Source organism: Hylemonella sp. GW821-FHT12C09, assembly GCF_058807395.1.
Genome location: NZ_JBXAQQ010000004.1, coordinates 265,014 through 285,902 on the forward strand (window position 1 = coordinate 265,014; position 20,889 = coordinate 285,902).

The 20,889-nt window shown below is 67.0% G+C and carries 24 protein-coding genes; 12 read left to right on the plus strand and 12 right to left on the minus strand.

Annotated features, from left to right (window positions below):
• The first annotated feature begins 10 nt into the window (after positions 1–10).
• From AC1RRP_RS09190 to AC1RRP_RS09215, 6 genes are all read left to right on the plus strand, one after another.
• Entirely contained in the window at positions 11–670 is a 660-nt protein-coding gene (locus tag AC1RRP_RS09190; protein ID WP_493035363.1) for a DUF6969 family protein, read from the plus strand.
• 12 nt (positions 671–682) lie between these two features.
• Complete coding sequence (locus tag AC1RRP_RS09195) at positions 683–1,666, plus strand: sulfurtransferase (protein ID WP_493035365.1); 984 nt, start codon at positions 683–685, stop codon at positions 1,664–1,666.
• A 33-nt stretch (positions 1,667–1,699) separates the two neighbouring features.
• The gene (dtd, locus tag AC1RRP_RS09200; protein WP_493035367.1) at positions 1,700–2,140 is read left to right on the plus strand and encodes a D-aminoacyl-tRNA deacylase; all 441 of its coding nucleotides are present in this window, start codon (positions 1,700–1,702) and stop codon (positions 2,138–2,140) included.
• A gap of 46 nt (positions 2,141–2,186) precedes the next feature.
• Positions 2,187–2,561, plus strand: a complete 375-nt coding sequence (locus AC1RRP_RS09205) for a type II toxin-antitoxin system RelE/ParE family toxin (RefSeq protein WP_493035369.1) — start codon at positions 2,187–2,189, stop codon at positions 2,559–2,561.
• On the plus strand, positions 2,542–2,877 hold the full coding sequence (locus AC1RRP_RS09210) for a helix-turn-helix domain-containing protein (protein WP_493035371.1): 336 nt from the start codon (positions 2,542–2,544) through the stop codon (positions 2,875–2,877). Before AC1RRP_RS09205 ends, AC1RRP_RS09210 begins: the two co-directional genes overlap by 20 nt.
• Positions 2,878–2,998: 121 nt before the next feature.
• A complete protein-coding gene (locus AC1RRP_RS09215; protein ID WP_493035373.1) occupies positions 2,999–3,571 on the plus strand; it encodes an HNH endonuclease in 573 nt (190 codons plus the stop codon).
• A gap of 19 nt (positions 3,572–3,590) precedes the next feature.
• Here the strand turns inward: AC1RRP_RS09215 and ybeY are convergent, their stop codons facing one another.
• On the minus strand, positions 3,591–4,082 hold the full coding sequence (gene ybeY / locus AC1RRP_RS09220) for an rRNA maturation RNase YbeY (RefSeq protein ID WP_493035375.1): 492 nt from the start codon (positions 4,080–4,082) through the stop codon (positions 3,591–3,593).
• Positions 4,079–5,020 carry a PhoH family protein gene (locus AC1RRP_RS09225; RefSeq protein WP_493035377.1) on the minus strand — a complete coding sequence of 314 codons (942 nt, stop codon included), beginning with the start codon at positions 5,018–5,020 and terminating at the stop codon, positions 4,079–4,081. Before AC1RRP_RS09225 ends, ybeY begins: the two co-directional genes overlap by 4 nt.
• 52 nt (positions 5,021–5,072) lie before the next feature.
• Here AC1RRP_RS09225 and ruvA point away from each other — a divergent pair, with 52 nt between their 5' ends.
• Positions 5,073–5,648 (plus strand): Holliday junction branch migration protein RuvA, encoded by a 576-nt coding sequence (ruvA, locus tag AC1RRP_RS09230; RefSeq protein WP_493035379.1) that lies wholly within the window; start codon positions 5,073–5,075, stop codon positions 5,646–5,648.
• Positions 5,649–5,650: 2 nt separating this feature from the next.
• On the opposite strand, the gene AC1RRP_RS09235 is transcribed toward ruvA, so the two are convergent.
• Positions 5,651–6,748, minus strand: coding sequence for a carbonic anhydrase (locus tag AC1RRP_RS09235; protein ID WP_493035381.1), 1,098 nt, complete (start codon positions 6,746–6,748; stop codon positions 5,651–5,653).
• 137 nt (positions 6,749–6,885) lie between these two features.
• Between AC1RRP_RS09235 and ruvB the strand changes: the two genes are divergently transcribed.
• From ruvB to AC1RRP_RS09260, 5 genes are read left to right on the plus strand one after another with little or no spacing between them, the layout of a single operon-like run.
• A complete protein-coding gene (gene ruvB, locus AC1RRP_RS09240; RefSeq protein WP_493035382.1) occupies positions 6,886–7,944 on the plus strand; it encodes a Holliday junction branch migration DNA helicase RuvB in 1,059 nt (352 codons plus the stop codon).
• Positions 7,945–7,946: 2 nt separating this feature from the next.
• Positions 7,947–9,113, plus strand: coding sequence for an efflux RND transporter periplasmic adaptor subunit (locus tag AC1RRP_RS09245; protein WP_493035385.1), 1,167 nt, complete (start codon positions 7,947–7,949; stop codon positions 9,111–9,113).
• A gap of 12 nt (positions 9,114–9,125) precedes the next feature.
• Complete coding sequence (locus tag AC1RRP_RS09250) at positions 9,126–10,361, plus strand: ABC transporter permease (protein ID WP_493035388.1); 1,236 nt, start codon at positions 9,126–9,128, stop codon at positions 10,359–10,361.
• Between the two features lie 2 nt (positions 10,362–10,363).
• The gene (locus tag AC1RRP_RS09255) at positions 10,364–11,077 is read left to right on the plus strand and encodes an ABC transporter ATP-binding protein (protein ID WP_493035390.1); all 714 of its coding nucleotides are present in this window, start codon (positions 10,364–10,366) and stop codon (positions 11,075–11,077) included.
• 32 nt (positions 11,078–11,109) lie between these two features.
• A complete protein-coding gene (locus AC1RRP_RS09260) occupies positions 11,110–11,940 on the plus strand; it encodes a MipA/OmpV family protein (RefSeq protein ID WP_493035392.1) in 831 nt (276 codons plus the stop codon).
• Here the strand turns inward: AC1RRP_RS09260 and AC1RRP_RS09265 are convergent.
• From AC1RRP_RS09265 to AC1RRP_RS09305, 9 genes are all read right to left on the minus strand, one after another.
• Positions 11,927–13,630, minus strand: coding sequence for a lysoplasmalogenase family protein (locus AC1RRP_RS09265; protein WP_493035394.1), 1,704 nt, complete (start codon positions 13,628–13,630; stop codon positions 11,927–11,929). The genes AC1RRP_RS09260 and AC1RRP_RS09265 overlap by 14 nt on opposite strands.
• 59 nt (positions 13,631–13,689) lie before the next feature.
• Complete coding sequence (locus AC1RRP_RS09270; protein ID WP_493035396.1) at positions 13,690–14,403, minus strand: ankyrin repeat domain-containing protein; 714 nt, start codon at positions 14,401–14,403, stop codon at positions 13,690–13,692.
• A 28-nt stretch (positions 14,404–14,431) separates the two neighbouring features.
• A complete protein-coding gene (locus AC1RRP_RS09275) occupies positions 14,432–14,923 on the minus strand; it encodes a GlcG/HbpS family heme-binding protein (RefSeq protein WP_493035398.1) in 492 nt (163 codons plus the stop codon).
• A gap of 116 nt (positions 14,924–15,039) precedes the next feature.
• A complete protein-coding gene (locus tag AC1RRP_RS09280) occupies positions 15,040–15,663 on the minus strand; it encodes a response regulator transcription factor (RefSeq protein ID WP_493035400.1) in 624 nt (207 codons plus the stop codon).
• Positions 15,660–17,132: a sensor histidine kinase gene (locus tag AC1RRP_RS09285; protein ID WP_493035402.1), complete on the minus strand. Its 1,473-nt coding sequence runs from the start codon at positions 17,130–17,132 to the stop codon at positions 15,660–15,662. Before AC1RRP_RS09285 ends, AC1RRP_RS09280 begins: the two co-directional genes overlap by 4 nt.
• Positions 17,133–17,153: 21 nt before the next feature.
• The gene (locus tag AC1RRP_RS09290) at positions 17,154–18,314 is read right to left on the minus strand and encodes a DSD1 family PLP-dependent enzyme (RefSeq protein WP_493035404.1); all 1,161 of its coding nucleotides are present in this window, start codon (positions 18,312–18,314) and stop codon (positions 17,154–17,156) included.
• A complete protein-coding gene (locus tag AC1RRP_RS09295) occupies positions 18,298–18,942 on the minus strand; it encodes a histidine phosphatase family protein (protein ID WP_493035406.1) in 645 nt (214 codons plus the stop codon). Before AC1RRP_RS09295 ends, AC1RRP_RS09290 begins: the two co-directional genes overlap by 17 nt.
• A 16-nt stretch (positions 18,943–18,958) precedes the next feature.
• Positions 18,959–19,651 (minus strand): Eco29kI family restriction endonuclease, encoded by a 693-nt coding sequence (locus tag AC1RRP_RS09300; RefSeq protein ID WP_493035408.1) that lies wholly within the window; start codon positions 19,649–19,651, stop codon positions 18,959–18,961.
• Complete coding sequence (locus AC1RRP_RS09305) at positions 19,648–20,889, minus strand: DNA cytosine methyltransferase (RefSeq protein ID WP_493035409.1); 1,242 nt, start codon at positions 20,887–20,889, stop codon at positions 19,648–19,650. Before AC1RRP_RS09305 ends, AC1RRP_RS09300 begins: the two co-directional genes overlap by 4 nt.

Here is a 20,889-nt window from a genome sequence, read left to right on the forward strand (position 1 = left end):
CGGAGCCGTCGTGGCTGCAGCCGCCTCGCATGACCTCACCGCGCGCGCCGCGCACGGTGCGCTCGCGCGGCAGCTGCGTCTCGCGCGCCAGGGGCGCTCCATGCTGTTTCCCTTCATCGGGCGCAGCGCGCGCTTCGAGATCTGGGCGCATTACCCGCGCCACGACGCCATCGACAGCAGCGGTCGCTGGCAGTTCTATTTCCATGCGCATGACCGCACTGAGAAAGACAGCGCGCGCCATCCGCAGGAGCATGGCCACATCCACCTGTTCCGCCGCAGCCCGCATAGCAGGCTGACCCATTTCGCCGGCCTGGCGCTGGACGCACGCGGCCTGCCCCTGTGCTGGTTCGCCACCAACCAGTGGGTCACCGGCGAGCGCTGGGCGGCTGCGAGCTCGCTGGTGCGCGAGCTGGCCCACTTCGAGCTGCGCCTGCGCGGCCCGCTGGCCGGCGTCGGCCTGTGGTTGGGCGACATGGTGCGCTGCTACGCCGCGCCGCTGCGCCAGATGCTGCTGCAGCGTGATGCGGCGTTGGAGCGGCATTGCACGCGCCATGACCAGAGCCCGGCGCAAGCCTGGGCCGACCGGCGCGTCGCCGTCTGGAGTTCCTACCCCGTGGACTGGCCGCAGGACGCCCTGCTTGCAGCCGGCCCCATGTCCCATGATTCTTAAAAGGAGATGCAGATGAAGACCCCAATCCGTTACCTTGCAGGCGCTGCCCTGCTGGGCCTGTCCCAGTGGGCCCTGGCCCTGAACGTGCCCGGCCCCGTGGTCGATGGCGAGTGGCTGGCGAAAAACCGCGCCGACGTGACCATCCTCGACGTGCGCGGCAACCAGAAGACCTTCACGTTCACGCCCGAGTTCGAGACCGACAAGAAAACCGGCAAGAAGACGCTGGTGGATCTGGGTGGCCACATCGACGGCGCCGTGCCCGTGGACAACAAGACCGTGCGTGTCTCGCGCACCATCAACGGCCTCAAGCTCAGCGGCATGCTGCCCGAGCGCGCCGACTTCGAGAAACTCGTGCGCAGCTGGGGTGTGTTGGCCGGCCGCCCGGTCGTGCTGGTCTCGGCCGGCATGGAACCGATCGACTTCAACGATGCCGCCCGCCTGTACTGGCAGTTCAAGGTCTATGGCGAAGACAACATCGCCGTGCTCAGTGGCGGCACCGCCGGCTGGATCGCCGAAGGCCGTGAGGTCAGCACCGCCGCCGTCAAGCCGGCCGAAGGCAACTGGGTGGCCAAGGCCGACCGCAGCGCCGAGCTGGCCGCCACGGCCGACGACGTGGAGAAGGCCCTGGCCGCCAAGACCCAGCTGGTCGACGCGCGTGACCCGGCCACCTTCCTGGGCCTGAGCAAGCCCAGCTCCGTGAGTGCCTTCGGCCATCTGCAGGGCGCCCGCAACGTGCCCACCACGCTGATGTCCAGCCAGGGTGGCGACGCCGCCCGCATCATGGGGGCCGACACCTACCGCGACATCTTCAAGATGAGCGGTGCCGACCCGCAGGCCCCGACCATCGCCTACTGCAACACCGGCCACCAGGCCTCGGGCACCTGGTTCGTGATGTCCGAGCTGATGGGCAACAAGCAAGTCAAGCTCTACGACGGCTCCATGCACGAGTGGACCATGGCCAAGCGCCCGGTCGAGTCGGTCGCCCGCCCCAGGTAAATCGCGCAGGGCCGCCCGCGGTATAAACGCCGCATGCTTGCCCTGCTCCAACGCGTCAAACAGGCCCGCGTCGAGGTCGATGGTCACACCATCGGCCAGATCGACGCGGGCCTGCTCGTTCTGGTGTGTGCCGAACGCGGCGACACCGAGGCCATAGCCGACAGGCTGCTGGCCAAGATCCTCAAGCTGCGCATCTTCAGCGATGAAGCCGGCAAGATGAACAAGAGCGTGCAGGATGTGGGGGGTAGTCTCCTGGTCGTGAGCCAGTTCACCCTGGCCGCCGACACCGCGGGCGGCAACCGCCCCAGCTTCGGCAATGCGGCGCCACCGGACGAGGGGCGGCGGCTGTATGACTACTTCGTGGTGCAGGCCCGGGCTTCACACCCCGTCGTGCAGACCGGGCAGTTCGCGGCCGACATGCAGGTGCACCTGGTCAATGATGGGCCGGTGACGGTACCGATGCGTATGGCTTAGTGCCGGATCGGCTTGAGGGTTATACTATTTCAGGTATATTCACGTCATGCCAGACGAAAAACCGCTGGAGTGGATAGGGAGCAGCCACAAGGACCTGATGGTTCTGCCCACAGGCGTGCGGCGTTTCTTCGGTTTTGCCCTGTCGCTGGCACAGGCGGGAGACCAGCACGACGCGGCCAAGGTGCTCAAGGGCTTTGGTGGCGCCGGTGTGCTGGAGGTGGTGGAAGACGATGCAGGCGGCACCTACCGCGCCGTCTACACCGTGAAGTTTGCCGAAGCGGTGTTTGTGCTGCATTGCTTCCAGAAGAAAAGCAAGCGCGGCAGCAGCACCCCGAAGGAAGAGATGGACATCGTGCGTGCGCGGCTGAAAGTGGCCGAGGCACGCGCCAAGGAGTTTCGAGATGAAAAAACGAGTCGTTGAGGGCGTGGCGGTGCAGCGTGGCTCGGGCAATGCGTATGCCGACCTGGGTCTGCGCGACGCAGACAAACTCAAGATCAAGACCGGCTTGGTGCTTGAAATCCGCAAGGCCATGCGCACGCAGGGCCTGACCCAGCAACAGGCCGCCGAGCGCATGGGCATCACCCAACCCAAGGTCTCGGGCATGATGCGCGGCGATTTCACCAACCTGTCCGAGCGCAAGCTGATGGACTGCCTGACTCGCCTGGGTTACGACATCGAGATCAGCGTGCGGCCGACCAAGGCGGAGGTCGGGCATCTGGTGCTGGCGATGGCCTGAGCGTTGGGCGATGCAGATACGGTTATTTGTGATTGAGGTAAGAAGGTGAACCAATCATCCCTTGCACGATGTGCAGCATGTGTCTCATGCTAGGCGTAGGGTTAGAAATTGAGATTTCATCATGGCACCTGAAGACCTGTGGAAGGTGTTAGATAACGTTCGTGCTAAGTTTGCCGAGCGCGAACTGCTGAAGCAGAAGCGTGGATGGCGCGACAAAGTCGATCCGCTGACGCTGGAATACGAGGACTACAGGAAGACAAAGCTCTGGAAGGACATTAAGGGGAGAGTCCTAAATAGGGATGGCCATCGCTGTCGCAGATGCGAAGGAAAAGCCGCTTTGGTGCATCACCTTACGTACAGTAAAGATGTGATGCTGGGCCGTGATGACTCAGGACTCGTTTCTCTTTGCGATGGTTGCCATCAGATTGTGCATTTCACAAGTGTCGGCGTCCTTCGATCTGCTGAGGAACAGCTCGCAGCGCTCTGGGATCTTGGTTTTGACGAGGTGCTTCCAAAAGTGGATATGCGCATGAATCCATTCAGAAGACCGATCTGGGCGCGACTTACGGTCGCTCAGAAGTCTGCATATTTATCTGAGTACAACGCAAGAAAAAGAGAAAGCAGTCGTAGGCGTCCAGCAGGTGTTGGCCAAGTGGAGCCTGCCCACGATCCTCAGCGGAACGAGCTAGGCTAAATTTGAGTGGTGAACCTTTTCACTCATATGGATTCCCGTACCCCATCGCCTCCATCAGCAACACCTCCAGCGCCTCCATCTCCAGCGCATCCACCTCATTCGTCTCGTGCTCATAACCCTGCGCATGCAGGGTGCCGTGCACCAGCAGGTGGGCGTAGTGTTCTTCCAGGGCCTTGCCCTGTTCCTTCGCTTCCTTGGCCACCACGGGCGCGCAGAGCACCAGGTCGGCGCTGACCACGGGCTGCTGCGTGTAGTCGAAGGTCAGCACATTGGTGGCGTAGCCCTTGCCGCGGTATTCGCGGTTCAGCTTGCGGCCTTCGGCGGTACCGACCACGCGCACGGTGATCTCGGCGTTGCGCAGCAGGGCCATGCCCATCCAGCGTGTGACGCGGGCCTTGCTCAGCAGCTTCTTGTGGCTGTCGGGCACGGCGGCGCCGAACTGTAAGGAGAGGTCGAGCGCAGGGAGGAGCGTTTCGACGGGCTCAACGCGAACGGACTTGGCCGGACTCATGCGCTGTCTCCGGGTTTGCGTTTGTCGTAGGCGTCCACGATGCGCGCCACCAGCGGGTGGCGCACCACGTCGGCGCTCGTGAAGCGGCACATGGCGATGCCCTTGACGCGCTTGAGCACGCGTTCGGCGTCGATCAGGCCACTGAGCTGGGTCTTGGGCAGGTCGATCTGGCTCACGTCGCCGGTGACCACGGCGCGCGCGCCGAAGCCGATGCGTGTGAGGAACATCTTCATCTGCTCGGGTGTGGTGTTCTGCGCCTCGTCCAGGATGACAAAGGCGTTGTTCAGCGTGCGCCCGCGCATGAAGGCCAGCGGGGCGATTTCCAGCGCGTTGCGCTCGAAGGCCTTCTGCACCTTCTCGTAGCCCATGAGGTCGTAGAGCGCGTCGTAGAGCGGACGCAGATAGGGATCGATCTTCTGCGTCAGGTCGCCGGGCAGGAAACCCAGGCGCTCGCCGGCTTCCACGGCCGGGCGTGTGAGCACGATGCGCTGCACCGCGCTGCGTTCCAGCGCATCCACCGCGCAGGCCACGGCGAGATAGGTCTTGCCGGTGCCGGCCGGGCCGATGCCGAAGGTGATGTCGTTGCCGGCGATGCTCTCCAGGTAATGCGCCTGGTTGGGGGTGCGGGCGCGCAACTCGTGGCGGCGCGTCTGCAGCGCTTCGCCGTCTTCGGTCAGCGGCATGGCGCTGTCACTGGCCAGCAGCAGCTGCACGATGGCGTCGTCGATGGGCTTGGTCGCCATCTCGTACAAGGCCTGCAGCACTTCCATGCCGTGCTGGGCCTGTTTTTTGGGGCCTTCCACCTTGAACTGCTCGTGGCGGTGGGCGATCTTGACGTTCAGCGCCGTCTCGATGATGCGCAGGTGTTCGTCGGCGGGGCCGCACAGGCGCGCCAGGCGCGCGTTGTTGGGCGGGGAGAAGAGGTGGCGCAGAATCAACTGATAATTCCTTGAAAGATCCCTCAATGATAGGCACTTCACCAGGAACACCATGATCGGCAGGCTCTCCGGCACCCTTCTCGAAAAGAACCCTCCCCAGGTCCTGGTGGACTGCCATGGCGTGGGTTACGAAGTCCAGGTCTCCATGAGCACCTTCTACAACCTGCCGCAGCTGGGCGAGAAGGTGGCCCTGCTCACCCATTTCGTGGTGCGCGAGGACGCGCAGCTGCTCTATGGCTTCGGCACGGCTGTCGAGCGCGAGGCCTTTCGTGAGCTCATCAAGATCTCCGGCGTGGGCCCGCGCACCGCGCTGGCCGTGCTCTCGGGCATGAGCGTGGGCGAACTGGCCCAGGCCGTCAGCCTGCAGGAGGCCGGGCGCCTGGTCAAGGTGCCGGGCATCGGCAAGAAGACCGCCGAGCGCCTGTTGCTGGAACTCAAGGGCAAGCTGGGGGCCGACCTCGCCCAGCCCGGCGCGCAGCCGGGCAGCGACGCGCAGGCCGACATCCTGCAGGCGCTGCTGGCCCTGGGCTACAGCGACAAGGAAGCGGCCGCCGCGCTCAAGGCCCTGCCCAAGGACGTGGGCGTGAGCGAGGGCATCAAGCTGGCCCTGAAGGCGCTGGCGAAGTAGGCCTAAGGCCGTCCGCCCGGGGCGATCAGCACCGCGTCGCGCACGGGCCGGTCGTGGCGCGGCTGCACCGGGCGCGCGTTGTTGGCGTACAGCTGGCCGAACAGGCGCAGCTGCTCGCGGCTGATGCTGACCGGCTGCTTGAGGATGAGCCAGAGCACGCCTTCGGTGCAGGGCGGCGTGGTCAGCGAGCCCATGTACTGGTAATAACGCTGGTCGCGCGGCAGGATTTCGCCCACGTGGATCAGGTCCGGCGGCAGGCGCACGCTGTCGTTCACGTCCAGCGGCATGTGCGTCCAGACCTTCTGAATGAGGGGGTTGGCCTCGCCTGGCTCCAGCAGCACGGCCAGCACGGCCAGCTGGCCCTGTTCGTTGCGGTGCACGAAGTGCGCCACCATGGGATACCCCTGGCCGTTGATGCGCTCCTCCGCCGGGTGGTGGAAGTGGAACTGCACCAGCTGGTAGGTGTTGCCGCGCACCGTCAGGCTGTTCTCGCCATAGACCTTGACCTCGACGGTGTGGCCGTTGTTGAGCACCGTGCCCTTGCTGGGCGCGTAGCGGAATTCGATGGCCTCGGCCGGGCCCCGCAGCGTTTCGCTGTCCTCGATGTGGATGGGCGACTGGCGCTGGCCGCTGGCGCAGGTGGCGTAGTCGGGCTTGAGCCTGCCCCAGTTCGTCGGGGCGCCTTCGCCTTCGTAGCTCCAGTGGACGTCCTTGTGCGGCGCGGGTGCTGCGGCCGGCGTCGCGGGACGCTGCTGGCGGATCACCAGGCCCGGTTCGCGCGGGCGCGGGCCGGCCACGGCGGGCGGTTTGCTGTCCACGGGGTTGAGGGGCGGCGCGGCGCCGGGCGTGGCGGCCAGGCCGGCGCTGCTGCTCTTGCCGTCGACGATGAGGTTCAGGCGCTTGGTCTTGGGGTCGCCCCGGCTCATGGCGTCGCGCAGCTGGGACTCGATGTCCGTGCGTGTGCCTTCCACGCGCGCCGGGGCTGAAGCCGCCTGCGCCGGGGGCGCAGCCACCGCCGGCTCGGCCGCCCGGGCATGCGGCAGCAGCGCGGCTGCCAGCAGGCCGGCCAGCAAGGAAAGGGGGAGGGCGGTGGGCTTCATGGTGGGCAGTCTCAGGGCTATCGTCTTTCCATCCTATCGGCAAAGCGGGAGGATTACTTGAGTCGGCTATAGTCGGAACAGCCGTGCCGGACTGGCATAGCGTTGACTTGGTTCCCTCAGCTTTCCCCATTCCGGCCGTGAGCATCCAGACCGACGACTTTGAAATGCCCTCCGGCCCGCGCGTGGTCTCGGCCGCGCCCGTCTCGCCCGGTGAAGAGGCCATCGAGCGCGCCCTGCGGCCCAAGCTGCTCGACGAGTACGTGGGCCAGGTCAAGGTGCGTGAGCAGCTGGAGATCTTCATCGGCGCGGCGCGCAAGCGCGAAGAGGCGCTGGACCACGTGCTGCTCTTCGGCCCGCCCGGCCTGGGCAAGACCACGCTCTCGCACATCATCGCGCACGAACTCGGCGTCAACCTGCGCCAGACCAGCGGCCCGGTGCTCGAAAAGCCCAAGGACCTGGCCGCACTGCTGACCAACCTCGAGAAGAACGACGTGCTCTTCATCGACGAGATCCACCGCCTCTCGCCCGTGGTCGAGGAAATCCTCTACCCCGCGCTAGAGGATTACCAGATCGACATCATGATCGGCGAAGGCCCGGCCGCGCGCAGCATCAAGCTGGACCTGCAGCCTTTCACCCTGGTGGGTGCCACCACGCGCGCGGGCATGCTGACCAACCCGCTGCGCGACCGCTTCGGCATCGTGGCGCGGCTGGAGTTCTATTCCGCCGAGGAGCTGGGCCGCATCGTCACGCGCAGCGCCGGTCTGCTCAATGCGCCGATGGACGCGGAGGGCGGCTTCGAGATCGCGCGCCGTTCGCGCGGCACGCCGCGCATCGCCAACCGCCTGCTGCGCCGCGTGCGCGACTACGCCGAGGTCAAGGGCACGGGGCGCATCACCGTGGAAATGGCGAACAAGGCCCTGGCCATGCTGGACGTGGACCCGCAGGGTTTCGACCTGATGGACCGCAAGCTGCTGGAAGCCGTGATCCACCGTTTCGATGGCGGCCCCGTGGGCCTGGACAACATCGCGGCGAGCATCGGCGAGGAAGCCGGCACCATCGAGGACGTGATCGAGCCCTACCTGATCCAGCAGGGTTTCCTGCAGCGCACCCCGCGCGGGCGCATCGCCACCCTGGCGGCCTACCGGCACCTGGGCGTGGCGCCGCCCAAGACCGACGGCAGCCTCTTCGAAGCCTGACCATGCTCAAGTTCCTCAAACTCTCCGGCAAGGCGCGCTGGCTCGTGCTGGCCGTCGTGCTGGTGCTGGCGCTGGCCTGGATGGCAGCGCTGGCCTGGCGTGCGCCGCGTGCCGAGGGGCTGCTCATGGCGCCCGGCCCCTTGCTGCGCACCCTGCAGTTCTCGGCCCGCGTGGCCACGCTCTCGCGCGTCGAGGTTGGCAGCACGGTCACCGGCCGGGTGGAGCGGGTGCTGGTACGCGAAGGCGCGCAGGTGAAACGCGGCGAGGTGCTGGTGCGCCTGGAGACCGACGAGCTCAAGGCCGCCGAGGCCCAGGCCGTGGCGTCCGAGCGCCAGGCCGAGGCCACGCTGCAGGCGGCACGCGCCACCTTGGCCCGTGCCGAGCAGCTGGTCAAGCAGAACTTCTACAGCGCCGCGCAACTCGATGAAGCGCGGCGTGCGGTCGACGTGGCCTTGGCCCAGCAGGGCGCGGCGCGCGCTGCCGTGACCGCGGCGCGTGCGCGCCTGGAGCAGACCCGCATCGATGCGCCGGCCGACGCGCGCGTGCTCGCGCGCATGGTCGAGCCGGGCCAGATCGTGCAGCCGGGCAAGGCCCTGCTGAATCTGGCCCTGGCCGGGCCCACGCAACTCGTGGCCCAGGTGGACGAGCGTTTTCTCGACCAACTGCAGGTGGGGCAGAGCGCCACCGTGGTGGCCGACGCGTTTGCCAGCCAGCGCTTTGCGGCCAAGGTGCTCAGCATTGCGCCGGTGGTCGATGCGCAGCGTGGTGCCATCGAGGTCAAGTTCACCGTAACGCAAGAGCCCCCGGCTTTCCTGCGCGAGGACATGACTTTGTCGGTGGAAGTCGAGACGGCCCGTCGCGAACAGGCCCTGGCCCTGCCGCTGAGCGTGCTGCGCAAGGTCAATGCCGACAGCGCCAGCGTCTGGGTGGCCGTGGATGGCCAGGTGCAGGAGCGCCAGTTGCGCCTGGGCCTGCGCACGCTGGCCGCGGTGGAAGTGCTGGAGGGCCTGCGCGTCGGTGATGTGGTGCTGACCGGTACCGCGCTCAAGTCCGGCCAGCGCGTCACCGTGCTGGTGGTTCCCTGGTTACCGTCTGGATTGTCCGCCGCACGGGGCGCCGATGGGGCGGGCGGCGCCGGTTCGGCCCTGACCAACGCCATGGGGCGCTGAGCCCGGGGACGCATGGTGTCCTGGCTCGGCTTCGAACTCCGCGTCGCCTTGCGCTTCCTGCGCGAGGGCCGCATGCAGACCCTGCTCATCATCGTCGGTGTCGCCGCCGGCGTGGCCGTGGTGGCCTACATCTCCGCGCTGATCTCCGGCCTGCAGGGCAGCACCCTGACCAAGACGCTGGGCGCGCAGGCCCACATCACCCTGCGCGCGCTGGACGATGCAGTGACACCCGCCCGCCTGGCCGACGGCACCCCGGCCCTGACCGAAACGCAGCCGCGTGTGCAGCGCCTGCGCTCGGTGGCCAACTGGCAGGCCCTGCTGCCGCTGCTGGAGCAGCGCGACGACATTGCCGCCGTCTCGCCCATGGTTTCGGGCTCGGGCCTGGCGCTGCGCGGCGAGGCCACGCAGGCCATCGCCCTCATGGGTGTGGAGCTGGACCGTTATGACCGCATCGTCGGCCTGCGCAGCAAGGTCGTCAGCGGCACGGCGCGGCTGGACCCGGGCGAGGCCATCCTCGGGCGCGATCTCGCAGCCGACCTGGGTGTGCGGGTGGGCGACCGGGTGACGCTGCAGACCACGGTGGGCGGCCGCAACGTGAGCGACGCCCTGCGCGTGACCGCGCTCGTGGACCTGGGCGTGCGCGACCTCAACCGCCGAACCGTCATCGTGCCGCTGCGCGCGGCGCAAAGCCTGCTGGGCCTGCCCGGGGGCGCCACCGTGCTGGACATGACGCTCAAGGACGTGTGGACCGCGAGTGAACTCGCCGCGCAGCTGCGCCAGCGTTATCCCTACAAGGTCGAGAGCTGGCAGGAGAACAATGCCCAGCTGGTCTCGGCGCTCAACGCGCAATCGGTCAGCACCTCGCTGATCCGCGGCGTGGTGATGATCGTGGTGGTGCTGGGCATTGCCAGCGTGCTGGTGGTGTCGGTGGTGCAGAAGCGCCGCGAGATCGGCATCCTGCGGGCCATGGGTGCCACGCGCGGCCAGGTGCTGCGTGTCTTCCTGGTGCAGGGCGCGGTGGTGGGCGCGCTGGGTTCGGCCCTGGGCATCGTGCTGGCGGTCGCGCTGATCTGGGCCTTCACGCATTTCGTGCGCGGCTCGGACGGCCTGCCGCTGTTCTCCATCACCCTGCCGCTGGCCACTGCGCTGAAAGTGGCGGGCATCGCCACCGTCTGCGGCGTGCTGGCCGCGATCGCCCCGGCGCGGCGCGCAGCCGCCATGGACCCGGCGCAAGCTATCCGGATCTGACGATGAGCAACAGCGCCGATCTGCTCATCGAGCTGGACAACGTCCGCAAGAGCTACAACCTGGGCCAGCCCAACGAGACCGAGGTGCTGCATGGCCTGGACCTGAACGTGCGGCGCGGGGAGTTCATGGCCCTGATCGGGCCCTCGGGTTCGGGCAAGAGCACGCTGCTCAACATCATCGGACTGCTCGAGCGCATGAGCGTGGGCCGTTACCTGCTGCAGGGCGAGGAGGTGCAGGCACTGGACGACGGCGGCCTCACGCTGCGCCGGCGCAGCACCCTGGGTTTCGTGTTCCAGTTCCATCACCTGCTGCCGGCCTTCAGCGCGGTGGAGAACGTCACGCTGCCCGTGCTCATGACCGAAGGTCGGGTCAGCGCGAAGCACGAGCAGCACGCGCGCGAACTGCTGGCTGCTGTGGGCCTGAGCCGCGCCATGGACAAACGGCCCTCCGAACTCTCGGGCGGCATGCAGCAGCGCGTGGCCATTGCGCGCGCCCTGGTCATGAACCCGGCCCTCGTGCTGGCCGACGAGCCCACCGGCAACCTGGATACGGCCTCCTCCGACGAGGTCTTTGCCCTGCTGCGCAGCATCCACGCCGAACGCGGCACCTCCTTCATCGTGGTCACCCACGACCCGCGCCTGGCTGCGCGCTGCGACCGCACCGTGGAGCTGGTGGACGGGCGCATCGCGCGCGACGAGGTGGTGGCGCACGGATGAGCTCCTCTAACAACTGAACGCATGACAAGCCGATGATCTTTCGCACCTTGCTGGGCCTGCTGCTCGTCTTGCCGGGCCTGTCCGCCCGGGCCGAACTCAAACCCGAGTGGGAACTCGGCGCGGGGGTGGCCGCGATCGACTTTCCGCTCTACCGCGGCGCGGCCGAGCGGCGCACCTATGTGCTGCCCACGCCCTATGTGCAGTACCGCGGCAAGTTCCTGCAGGTGGACCGCGACCGTGTGCGCGGTCTGCTGTTTCGCAGCGAGCGCGTGGAAATGGACATCAGCGTCAACGGCTCGGTGCCGGTGAGCAGCAAGGACAGCAGCGCGCGCCAGAACATGCCCGACCTGGACCCCACGCTGGAGATCGGCCCCGAGGTGCAGGTCCACCTCTACTACGACCAGCGCAAGCACAACAACCTGGACCTGCGCCTGCCCCTGCGCTCGGTGTTCGCCGTCAACTTCGGCCGCTTCGAACACGTGGGCTGGATCTTCCACCCCAAGCTCAACCTGGACCTGCGCAACGTGCTGGCCGGCGGCTGGAACCTGGGCCTGCAGGGCGGCTGGATCTACGGCGACCGTGGTTACCACGGCTATTTCTACGACGTGGCCCCGCAGTACGCCACGACCCAGCGGCCGACCTACAGCGCCTCGGGCGGCGCCTCGGGCTCGCAGTACATCGTCTCCCTGGGTCGCAAATACGGCGACATGTGGATGGGGGCCTTCATCAAGTACGACGACCTGCGCGGGGCCGTGTTCGAAGGCAGCCCGCTGGTGCAGCGCCGCGAGGACGCCTCGGCCGGCTTCCTGGTGGCCTGGGTGTTCTCGAAGTCGGACAAGCTGGTCGAGGTCAGCGAGGACTGAGCGTGGACAGCATGCCGCGCACGATCAGCACTTGCGCGATGTAGTAGGTGGACAGCACCCAGAGTTGCGAGAGCGGCAGCGGCGACACGAACTTGTTGAGCGCCAGCAGCGTGTCGCTCAGCATGAAGAAGCCCGCGCCCACGGCAACCCAGACGGCCGGCTTGTCACCCCGGACCGTGGCACGGCCGATGGCCTGGGCCGCCATCAGTGCGATCACCAGCACATAGGCCGCCACCGGACCGCGCAGTCCCACCGGCAGGCCGCCAGTCCACAGCACGGCGTACATGAGCGCAGCGACACCCAGGGGGATGAGCAGCGCGCGCCGGCTCGGGAACCAGGCCTGGCCGCGTTTGAACAGGGCGATATAGGCCAGGTGGGCGCAGAGGAAGCTGACCAGGCCCGGGATGAAATAAGCCGGGAACATCAGGAAGACATCACCCGCCAGCGAGCCGGCCAGGGCGAGCAGCAGCAGGGCCCCTGGACGCAAGCCGGCGATGTGCGCTACCAAAATAATAGCAATCAGCATCGTCAGGGGCTTGAAGACGCGGTGCAGTTCCAGCAGGCCGGTGGCCGCGCAGGCGGTGGACAGGGCGGCCGCTTCGATGAGCAGCACCTCGGTCATGGAGAGACGCCCCTGCAACACGGCGCCGGTGCACCAGAGCACGGTGCTCAAGGCGGCCAGCCAGACGACAGACTCGGACAGGGCCAGGCGGTCGGCGTGCCAGAGGAAGAGCACCACACCCCCGAGCAGCGCCAGGAAATGCAGGCCGCCGAACCACAACACCGCGCGGCTGGCCGGCGGGTCGTAACGCTGCAGGCGCTTGATGTCGAAGGCGGGCTTGGGAAAACGTTCAGCCACATCGACCGGGCGCCAGCCCGGGGGCTTGAACCAGACCCGCAGCTTGTCGGCCCATGACCGTGCGTGCCAGCTCGTGCGCAGCAGGTCCCAGTAGACCTCGGCATTGGCCCAGAGCGGGTCCCAGCTGTCCAGTGGGCTGCGCGTGCCGTAGACGCAGCGCTCGTCTTCTTCCTTGAAGCTGCCGAAGAGCCGGTCCCAGACGATGAGGATGCCGCCGTAGTTGCGGTCCACATAAGAGTCGTTCACGGCGTGGTGCACGCGGTGGTTGGAGGGGCTGCAGAACCAGCGGTCGAACCAGCCCAGCTTGCCCACGTGTTCGGTGTGCACCCAGAACTGGTAGAGCAGGTCGATCAGCGCCACGATGCCGAAGACCAGGGGCGGCACACCGGCCAGGGCCATGGGCAGGTAGAAGACCCAGCCCAACAGCGCGCCGCTGGACGTCTGGCGCAGCGCGGTGGAGAGGTTGTAGTCCTGGCTCTGGTGGTGCACCACGTGCGCGGCCCAGAACACCGCCACCTCGTGGCCGGCGCGGTGCAGCCAGTAGTAGCAGAAGTCGTAGAAGACCAGGGCCAGCAGCCAGCCGGCCCAGCTCATCCAGAAGCTCTCGTTGTGCCAGAGCGCCACCCAGCCGTAGACCGCGGTGTAGATGCCCACGCGCAGCAGGCGTGTGAGCACGGCGCTGATCTGGCTCAGCATGCCCAGGCCGATGCTGTTGACAGCGTCGTTGAGGCGGTAGGTATTGCGGCCCTTGGCGATGCCCCAGGCGTATTCGATGGCGATCAGCAGCAGGAAGACGGGGGTGGCGAGGACGATGATCTGGCTGGGGCTCATGCCGCCATTCTGATCAGGTTTTGTCCTGGACCACCCTCGCAACAACCCTGATGCCGGGTTTACTTTCCCCCTGCCGCCAGCAGCATCTTTTCCATGGCCCCGTAACCTCGTGCTCGAGCCAGCGCCAACGGCGTCTGTCCCATGCGGTCCTTGAGCTGCAGCTTGGCGCCAGCGTCGATCAAGGCCTTGAGCGTGGCCTGGTGGCGCGCACCACCGTCGCCGAGCACGATGGATTCGATCACGGCGGTCCAGTGCAGGTTGTTCACATGGTCCAGCGGCGCGCCGGCGGCGATCAGCTGGCGGACCACGCCATCGTGGCCCAGGTGGGCCGCGGCGATCAGGGCCGTGCCGTCGTAACGACTCGTGGTCTGGCCGGCCTTGGCGCCGAGCTGCAGCAAGAGCCGTAGTGTCTCTTCGTCATCCGCCACGGAGGCGATGGTGACGGTGTCGTAACGGTCGCTCTCCAGCAGGTTCAGGTCGGCGCCGGCCAGGGCCAGGGCCTGGATGGCGCCGCGCTGGCGCGCATAGGTGGCGACATGCAGGGGCGTACGGCCATAAGGGTCGCGTGCGTTGAGCCTGGCCTTGTCCGTGGCGCTGATGAGCTGTTGCAGTCGCGGCAGGTCGCCGGCCCAGGCAGCCGCGTGCAGGCCGGTGTAGGCCGCGGCTTCGGCCGGTGAGGGGGGCACCTGGGCCTGCGCCGGCAGGCTGGCGACAGTCGCCAGGCCTGCCAGGGCCAGCAGGGAGATACCTAGAACGTGACGTAGGGTGGTCATGGGAGTTCTCCTCTGCGGTGCCGTGTGCTTACTTCAGCTGGTCCTGCACCTTGGCGATGGCGGCCACGGCGCATTGTTCGTCCAGATGACCGCCGGGTGCACCGCCCACGCCCACGGCGCCGATGACTTCATTGCCCACCTTCACGGGCACGCCGCCGCCGAGCAGCAGGTAACCGGGGATGTGGACCAGATTGGCCGCGGCCGGGTTCTTCTGCGCGCCCTCCATCATGGCCAGCGTGGTGTTCTTGGCCGAGGCCGAGGTGTAGGCCTTCAGGCGGCTGGCTTCCAGGGTGTGCGGGCCGGCGTTGTCAGCACGTTGCACGGCGCGCACGGTGCCGGCGCGGTCCACCACGGTGGCGGCCACGTTGTAGCCGGCGGCGGTGCAGGCGGCCACGGTAGCGCTGGCGATCTGGTTGGCCAGCTCCAGGGACATGTTCTTTTCGGTGCGCACGGATTGCGCGCTGGCGAGGCCGGCGACGAGGCCCAGGACGAGGACCGAGGACTTGGTGAAGGTGGACATGCTTGCTCCTGTGAGATTTCGGTTGCTGGCCCGGCGACCGCCGAACCATGGGACTCACTGTAGGAAAACGAGGCGCGCACCGCCATGCGGTCGGCTACGCGCGGGGCTCCGTAGAACTACGGAGAGGCTTCGACCAGGGCCGCGTAGGCGAGGATCAGCTGGGCCAGGGATTCGGCCTGCAGCTTGGCGAAGAGATGGGCGCGGTGGGTTTCGACTGTGCGTGGCGAGAGGTCCAGCGCGCGGCCGATCTCCTTGTTGGTCAGGCCCGCGACGATCAAGCCCAGCACCTCGCGCTCGCGCTCGGACAGCTGGGCATAACGCTCGCGTGCCAGGCGGTCGGCCTGGTGCCGCTCGCGCGACTTCACGTGCTGACGCACCGCTTGCTGTAGCGCTTCGAGCAGCTGTTCGTCGTTGACAGGTTTCTCCAGGAACTCGGCGGCCCCGGCCTTGAAGGCGCGGCGGCACATTTCCACGGTGCCGTGGCCCGTGAGCATGAGGATGGGTTGGTCCACGCCCTGGGCGATCAAGGTATCCAGCACGCTCAGGCCGCTGATGCCGGGCATGCGCACGTCCAGCACGATGGCGCCTATGCCCTGGCGGTCAAAGTCGGCGAGGAAGGCATCGGGCCGGTCCCAGGTCTGCACACGCAGGCCCACGGTGGAAATCAGCAGGGCCAGGCTCTCGCGCACGGCCGCATCATCGTCGATCAGGTGGATCAGCGGGGACTGGGGGGCGTTCATGTGGGGGCCAAGGGCAGTTGCAGGCAAAAGCGCGTGCCGCGCGGTGCCACCGTACCTACGCTGAGCCGGCCGGCCATACCGCTGGCCAGACTTTCGCACAGGCTGAGCCCCAGGCCCAGCCCATCCTTGCGCGTGGTGTAGAAGGGTTCGAAGATGTGCGGCAGCACCTCGGGGGCGATGCCCGGCCCGCTGTCGGCCACGGCCAGCTCACCCTGGCCATTCTGCTGCTGCAGGCCCAGCGTGAGGCGGCGTTGACCGGTGGGCACCTGCTCCAGGGCCTGCAGCGCGTTCATCAGCAGGTTGTGCACGATCTGCTCCAGCGCCACCGGTTCGGCGAGTACCTGCACTTGGGCATGCGACTGCACTTCGGGTGTGACACCACGGCGCTGGCATTCGGGCTCCAGCAGGTAGAGCGCGCGGTGCACCGCCTCGTTCAGGCTCAGCGCTTGCACGTGCGCGCCGGGGTCGGGGCGTTCCACGCTGCGGCGCAGGCGGCCCAGCACCTCGGCGGCGCGGCGGGCCTGGGCGCTGGCCTGTTCCATGGCGCCGCGGGCCGTGGTCAGCTCGGGCGGGTCTTCGGCCAGCAGGCGTTGCGCGGCCTGTGTGTTGGCCAGCACGGCCGTGAGCGGCTGGTTGAGTTCATGCGCCATGCCGGCGGCGAGTTCACCCAAGGTGTTGAGCCGGGCCACCTGGCCCAGGCGCAGCAGGGCCTGGCTGCGTTGCTGTTCGGCGCGCTGCTGCAGGAACTGGCGCAGCAGGGTCAGCACGGCGGCCACGGCCAGCGTCCACAACAGCATGCGGGCCCAGGGCAGCTCGGCCCAGCCCACACGCAACTGGGCCACGACTTCAAAGGGCTGGCTCTCGGCCGCCAGCTGTTTGCGGAATTCGAAGAACCAGCCCGAGGCCTGATCGGCGTTGACACCCGGCTGCAGCACCATCTGCTGCCCGCCATGTTCGAGTGCGACGCGCACGGGGCTGCGTTCGCGTTCCATGGGCCAGTCGTTCCAGGGCGCGAGTGCGCGCAGGTCCAGGGTGAGGGCAAAGCTGCTCGGCGTGGCGGCCATCAGCAACTGGTACTGGCCGGTGCTGAAGTCCACTGCGCCGAGCGCCGGACGCTTGAGCCGGCGCGACTCGGCTTCGGTGTTGACGAGCTTCGCATCGGCCCAGGCCTGCCCCGGGTTGCGTCGCTGCACCGAGAGGATCTGCGGATACAAGGCCGGCAGGCGCTGCTCCGGCGAACCTGCGCGGGGGCCATCAGCGGGTGCCTGCAGCAAGGCCAGCGTGTCCATGATGGCGTCGTGCTGCACCACGCGCTGGCTCAGCAGGCGGTGCACGATGCGGGCGTTGGTCTCGAAGGCTTCGAACTGGCGGGCCAGCTCCAGGCGCGCCAGGACTACGGCACCGGCGGCCGCGAGGGCCGCGCCGCCGAGCAGCCAGAGGATTCGATGACGCAGGGCGGCGGCGGGCATGGTGAGACCTGGTGCCCGGGATCAGTCCAGGCAGCCCCTGGCATCGACCCGGATCAGCTCTTCCACCACGCCGGTCAAGAGGCCGCCGCGCACGCCGATCATCCAGTCGTGCAGGTTGACCGTGGGGTCGCAGTGGCCGGGGATCAGCCACAGGATGCTGCCCAGGGCCGGCAGCGGGGCGGAGCCCGTGGCGCGCAGCGTGGTGTGTTCGTCGCTGCAGCCCGTGGCTTCCAGCGCTTCGCCGTGCACGCGGGGCAGGCCCGATTCGATGGCGTGGCTCTTGTGGCCTGCGTCCACCACCACATGACCAGGGCTCACGCTCATGACCTGGCTCTTGACGAAGAGCGCGTGCTCAAAAGCGGGCTGGGCCGGGTCGGCCTCGTTGCGCGCGTAGTCGGCGTCCATGAAGAGGTAGGAGCCGGCCTGCAGCTCGCCGAAGACCCCGCTGCTGGCTTCCAGGCCGAAGGTGCCGCTGCCCGCGCCTGTGACCAGGGGGAGCTTGAGGCCGGCGGCTTCGACGATGCGGCGCGTTTCGCGCACGCGGGCGATGACCTCGTCCAGCGCAGCGCGGCGCTCCGCCACCGTGCGCAGGTGCTGGGCGCGGCCGTTGTAGGCCTGCAGGCCGGCCAGGCGCAGGGCGGGGTGGCGCGTGATGGCCTGCGCCAGCGGCAGCACGTCGGCCGGTTCGGCCACGCCGCAGCGTTTCTGCCCGACGTCGAGCTCGACCAACACGTCGATCAGGTTCTCGCCGCTGCCCAGGGCCTGCGCCAGCTGCTCGATACCCAGCTGGCTGTCGACCGCGATGGCCAGGCGGCCGCCGCGTGACTGCAGCGTGCGCGCCAGGGTCGCCACGCGCTGCAGCTTCGGGACAGCGATGACCTCGTTGCTGATGTAGAGGTTGTGCACACCAGCCGCGGCCAGGGCCTCGGCTTCGGAGGTTTTCTGCACGCACATGCCCACGGCACCGGCCTGCATCTGGCGCAGGCTCAGGGCCGCGCTCTTGTGCATCTTGGCGTGCGGGCGCAGCTTCACGCCGTGTGCCTGGGCGTAGTCCGCCATGCGTTGCAGGTTGCGCTCCATGGCGTCGAGGTCCACCACCAGGGCGGGGGTGTCGATGGCTGCCACGCTCTGGCCGATCAGGGCCTGGCGGCGGGCGTGCAGATGTTCAGGTGCTGATTTCATCGAGCGAGTTGTCTTCCAGGTGCGAGGTGTCGGCCCAGCCCACCAGGGACAGGCCTTCGGGTGTCCAGAGCAGGCGGTTGACGGCGGTGTTGCCGAGTTGCCAGGTGCGCGGGGCCTGCAGGTCCTGGCCGGTGGCCGCGCGGTAGAGCTGGTCCATCACGCCGCCGTGCGCCACCAGCACGATCTGCTGGCCCGGGTGGCGTGCGGCCAGTTCGTGCAGGGTGCGGGTGATGCGCTCGCGCACCTGCAGCAACGATTCGCCGCCGGCGGGGGCCCAATGTGGCGTGCGTTTGCGCCAGTGTTCGGATTCTTCGGGCCAGGTCTGTTCGATCTCGACGTAGGTCTTGCCTTCGAAGATGCCGAAGCCGCGTTCGCGCAGGCCGGTGTGGGTGGCCAGCGGCGCACCGGTGGCGTTGGCAATGGCGTTGGCGGTGTCGTGGGCGCGCTGCAGGTCGCTGCTGTAGACGGCGTGGATGGTGTCGCGGGCGGCCAGGGCGCGCGCCACGCGCTGGGCCTGCCAGCGGCCCGTGTCGTTGAGCGGGATGTCCAGGTGACCCTGGATGCGCGTGTCGACGTTCCAGGCGGTTTCGCCGTGGCGGATCGCGAGGATGCGGGTGGATTGATCCATGGGCGCCGCGTTGGATTCAGTCTGATGAGCCCTTGGGATCGACTTTGTAGCGAGCGCGCCGTTCCTCGACCAGAAAGTGGGGCGTGCGCGGAGGCAGCACGTTTTCCAAGTGGTTGATGACCTCACGCGCGATTTGCTCGGGGGTTTCCGGTCGGGGTCGGCATTTGTCGGCCCAGTCGCGTCCTGGATGCAGCACGTCCCATTTCGGGCGCATGCCGTTATAGCGACCTTTGCCAGGGTCGTGATTCCCGAAGCCGTCGATAAGCGCGTTCCAGATAGGCGTGAACTTAGCGATGAGCAGGGATTCACCCAATGGAATCCAGATGTCATCGACCACCAGGTGGCGACACTTGAATTCCTCGATGCGCAGATTGCTCGTGGCGGCGATGCTTTCCGCGTGTTCGCTTAAGCGGGACCAGAGTGCCTTGGTTTTTGCGTTATTGGTCTGAATGCCACCCTTGCGTCCACCGGCGGGGATGGCCTTGCCTACGTAAATGGGGGCAATCGGGTTTTCGGGTGATTCGATGTTGCGAGCGCTGAGTGCGCGATAGGGTTCGAAATGTCCTTCGTAGTAGATGGCATAGATGCCCGCGCCACGGAATACGGACAGCTCGCCCAAGGGATGTGGCTTTCGACCCAGTAATGCTTCCGCGACACTGGCGCCCAGGTTCTGCTTGTCCAGTGGGTTGTAGGGAATGGGGTCGTTCATGCCATGTGCTCAAGAAGAGGACTTGCGAGGGCGGATTGCGTGGCGCGCAAGTCGTGTTCCAGCAGATGCTGCGCGACGCTGGACGCGACGACGCGGCCTAGTGCGACGGGCACTGCATTGCCCAGTTGGCGCATGGCTTCCGTCCAGGAACCATGCAGGAAATATCCATCGGGAAAGGTTTGCAGGCGCGCGGATTCTCGTACCGTGAAGTAACGGGTTTTACCCTTGGGCGTGACCAGCATGTTTTCGCCACCAGGGACGCCGTGATCACCTGCCTTGAGCGTCTTGGCGGGTAGGTCAAGTGGACTTCCTGTGTGTCCAGGGTAGGCGCGCGCGCCAGCCTGAAATTGATGGTTGAGCACGTCGCCCTCGGTGATTTCGGGGTTTGGCAGGCCCGCCAGTGCGTCGCGCACGGTACGCCAAGGCTCGCGAGTGGGAGGGAGGCCCAATCCTTTCAGGCGAGCAATCAGGTTGGCGCGGGCTGGGGGCGGGGCAGGGCGCGCGCGTCTTGAAATTTCATGCCGATCCCAATAGTCGCCGGATACCCATTGATCGCTTAGTAGTGCATCTAAGGAGTGCGTCTCTCGCGGGAATGACCACTGAACCGGCAAATCGCGCCTGAATCCGACGATGAAAACACGCTCGCGCTTTTGTGGGACGCCATAGTTCGCCGCGTTCACGAGCGTGGGCACGACGTTGTAGCTCAAGCCAGTGTTCGCGCGGCGCTTGGCGGTCTTGAACTGCTGGAGGCGCTGGCTGTGGTCCAGCCAGCTTTCATCAACCCGGCGGGAAATCTCCGGGAATTCAAGCTGAAGAAGAATGTATTGGTAATAGTTGTGGAAGGATGAGCGCGTCAATCCCTTGACGTTTTCCACGACGAACGCGCGCGGGCGCAATCGGCGAATCACGTCCACGGTGGCGGGAAACATGTCGCGACTGTCTTGGTTGGCCTTGTGCTTGCCACCCATGGAGAATGGCTGGCAAGGGGGGCCGCCTGCGAGTAAATCTAGCTTCCCTTCCAGTGTCGATGTGTCAAGTTCATTCGACCAAGCGCGCACATCGCCTTCGATCACCGGCCATCCCTGAACCAAGGGATAACCGCGTTCCTGGTTTTGACGGATGGTGTCGCAAGCCCATTGGTCCCATTCGACCACGGCTTGTGAGCGGAACCCGGCCAAGGAAACGCCCATCGCCAAACCGCCCGCGCCAGCGAAAAGCTCCATTGAAGTCAGGGCCAT

Bases quoted from the DNA above. Each gene is read 5' to 3' on its own strand.
- AC1RRP_RS09195 (WP_493035365.1), top strand. From the start codon at position 683: ATGAAGACCCCAATCCGTTACCTTGCAGGCGCTGCCCTGCTGGGCCTG.
- dtd (WP_493035367.1), top strand. From the start codon at position 1,700: ATGCTTGCCCTGCTCCAACGCGTCAAACAGGCCCGCGTCGAGGTCGAT.
- AC1RRP_RS09205 (WP_493035369.1), top strand. From the start codon at position 2,187: ATGCCAGACGAAAAACCGCTGGAGTGGATAGGGAGCAGCCACAAGGAC.
- AC1RRP_RS09210 (WP_493035371.1), top strand. From the start codon at position 2,542: ATGAAAAAACGAGTCGTTGAGGGCGTGGCGGTGCAGCGTGGCTCGGGC.
- AC1RRP_RS09215 (WP_493035373.1), top strand. From the start codon at position 2,999: ATGGCACCTGAAGACCTGTGGAAGGTGTTAGATAACGTTCGTGCTAAG.
- ybeY (WP_493035375.1), bottom strand. From the start codon at position 4,082: ATGAGTCCGGCCAAGTCCGTTCGCGTTGAGCCCGTCGAAACGCTCCTC.
- ruvA (WP_493035379.1), top strand. From the start codon at position 5,073: ATGATCGGCAGGCTCTCCGGCACCCTTCTCGAAAAGAACCCTCCCCAG.
- AC1RRP_RS09235 (WP_493035381.1), bottom strand. From the start codon at position 6,748: ATGAAGCCCACCGCCCTCCCCCTTTCCTTGCTGGCCGGCCTGCTGGCA.
- AC1RRP_RS09245 (WP_493035385.1), top strand. From the start codon at position 7,947: ATGCTCAAGTTCCTCAAACTCTCCGGCAAGGCGCGCTGGCTCGTGCTG.
- AC1RRP_RS09250 (WP_493035388.1), top strand. From the start codon at position 9,126: ATGGTGTCCTGGCTCGGCTTCGAACTCCGCGTCGCCTTGCGCTTCCTG.
- AC1RRP_RS09255 (WP_493035390.1), top strand. From the start codon at position 10,364: ATGAGCAACAGCGCCGATCTGCTCATCGAGCTGGACAACGTCCGCAAG.
- AC1RRP_RS09260 (WP_493035392.1), top strand. From the start codon at position 11,110: ATGATCTTTCGCACCTTGCTGGGCCTGCTGCTCGTCTTGCCGGGCCTG.
- AC1RRP_RS09265 (WP_493035394.1), bottom strand. From the start codon at position 13,630: ATGAGCCCCAGCCAGATCATCGTCCTCGCCACCCCCGTCTTCCTGCTG.
- AC1RRP_RS09270 (WP_493035396.1), bottom strand. From the start codon at position 14,403: ATGACCACCCTACGTCACGTTCTAGGTATCTCCCTGCTGGCCCTGGCA.
- AC1RRP_RS09275 (WP_493035398.1), bottom strand. From the start codon at position 14,923: ATGTCCACCTTCACCAAGTCCTCGGTCCTCGTCCTGGGCCTCGTCGCC.
- AC1RRP_RS09280 (WP_493035400.1), bottom strand. From the start codon at position 15,663: ATGAACGCCCCCCAGTCCCCGCTGATCCACCTGATCGACGATGATGCG.
- AC1RRP_RS09285 (WP_493035402.1), bottom strand. From the start codon at position 17,132: ATGCCCGCCGCCGCCCTGCGTCATCGAATCCTCTGGCTGCTCGGCGGC.
- AC1RRP_RS09290 (WP_493035404.1), bottom strand. From the start codon at position 18,314: ATGAAATCAGCACCTGAACATCTGCACGCCCGCCGCCAGGCCCTGATC.
- AC1RRP_RS09295 (WP_493035406.1), bottom strand. From the start codon at position 18,942: ATGGATCAATCCACCCGCATCCTCGCGATCCGCCACGGCGAAACCGCC.
- AC1RRP_RS09300 (WP_493035408.1), bottom strand. From the start codon at position 19,651: ATGAACGACCCCATTCCCTACAACCCACTGGACAAGCAGAACCTGGGC.
- AC1RRP_RS09305 (WP_493035409.1), bottom strand. From the start codon at position 20,889: ATGGCCCTGACTTCAATGGAGCTTTTCGCTGGCGCGGGCGGTTTGGCG.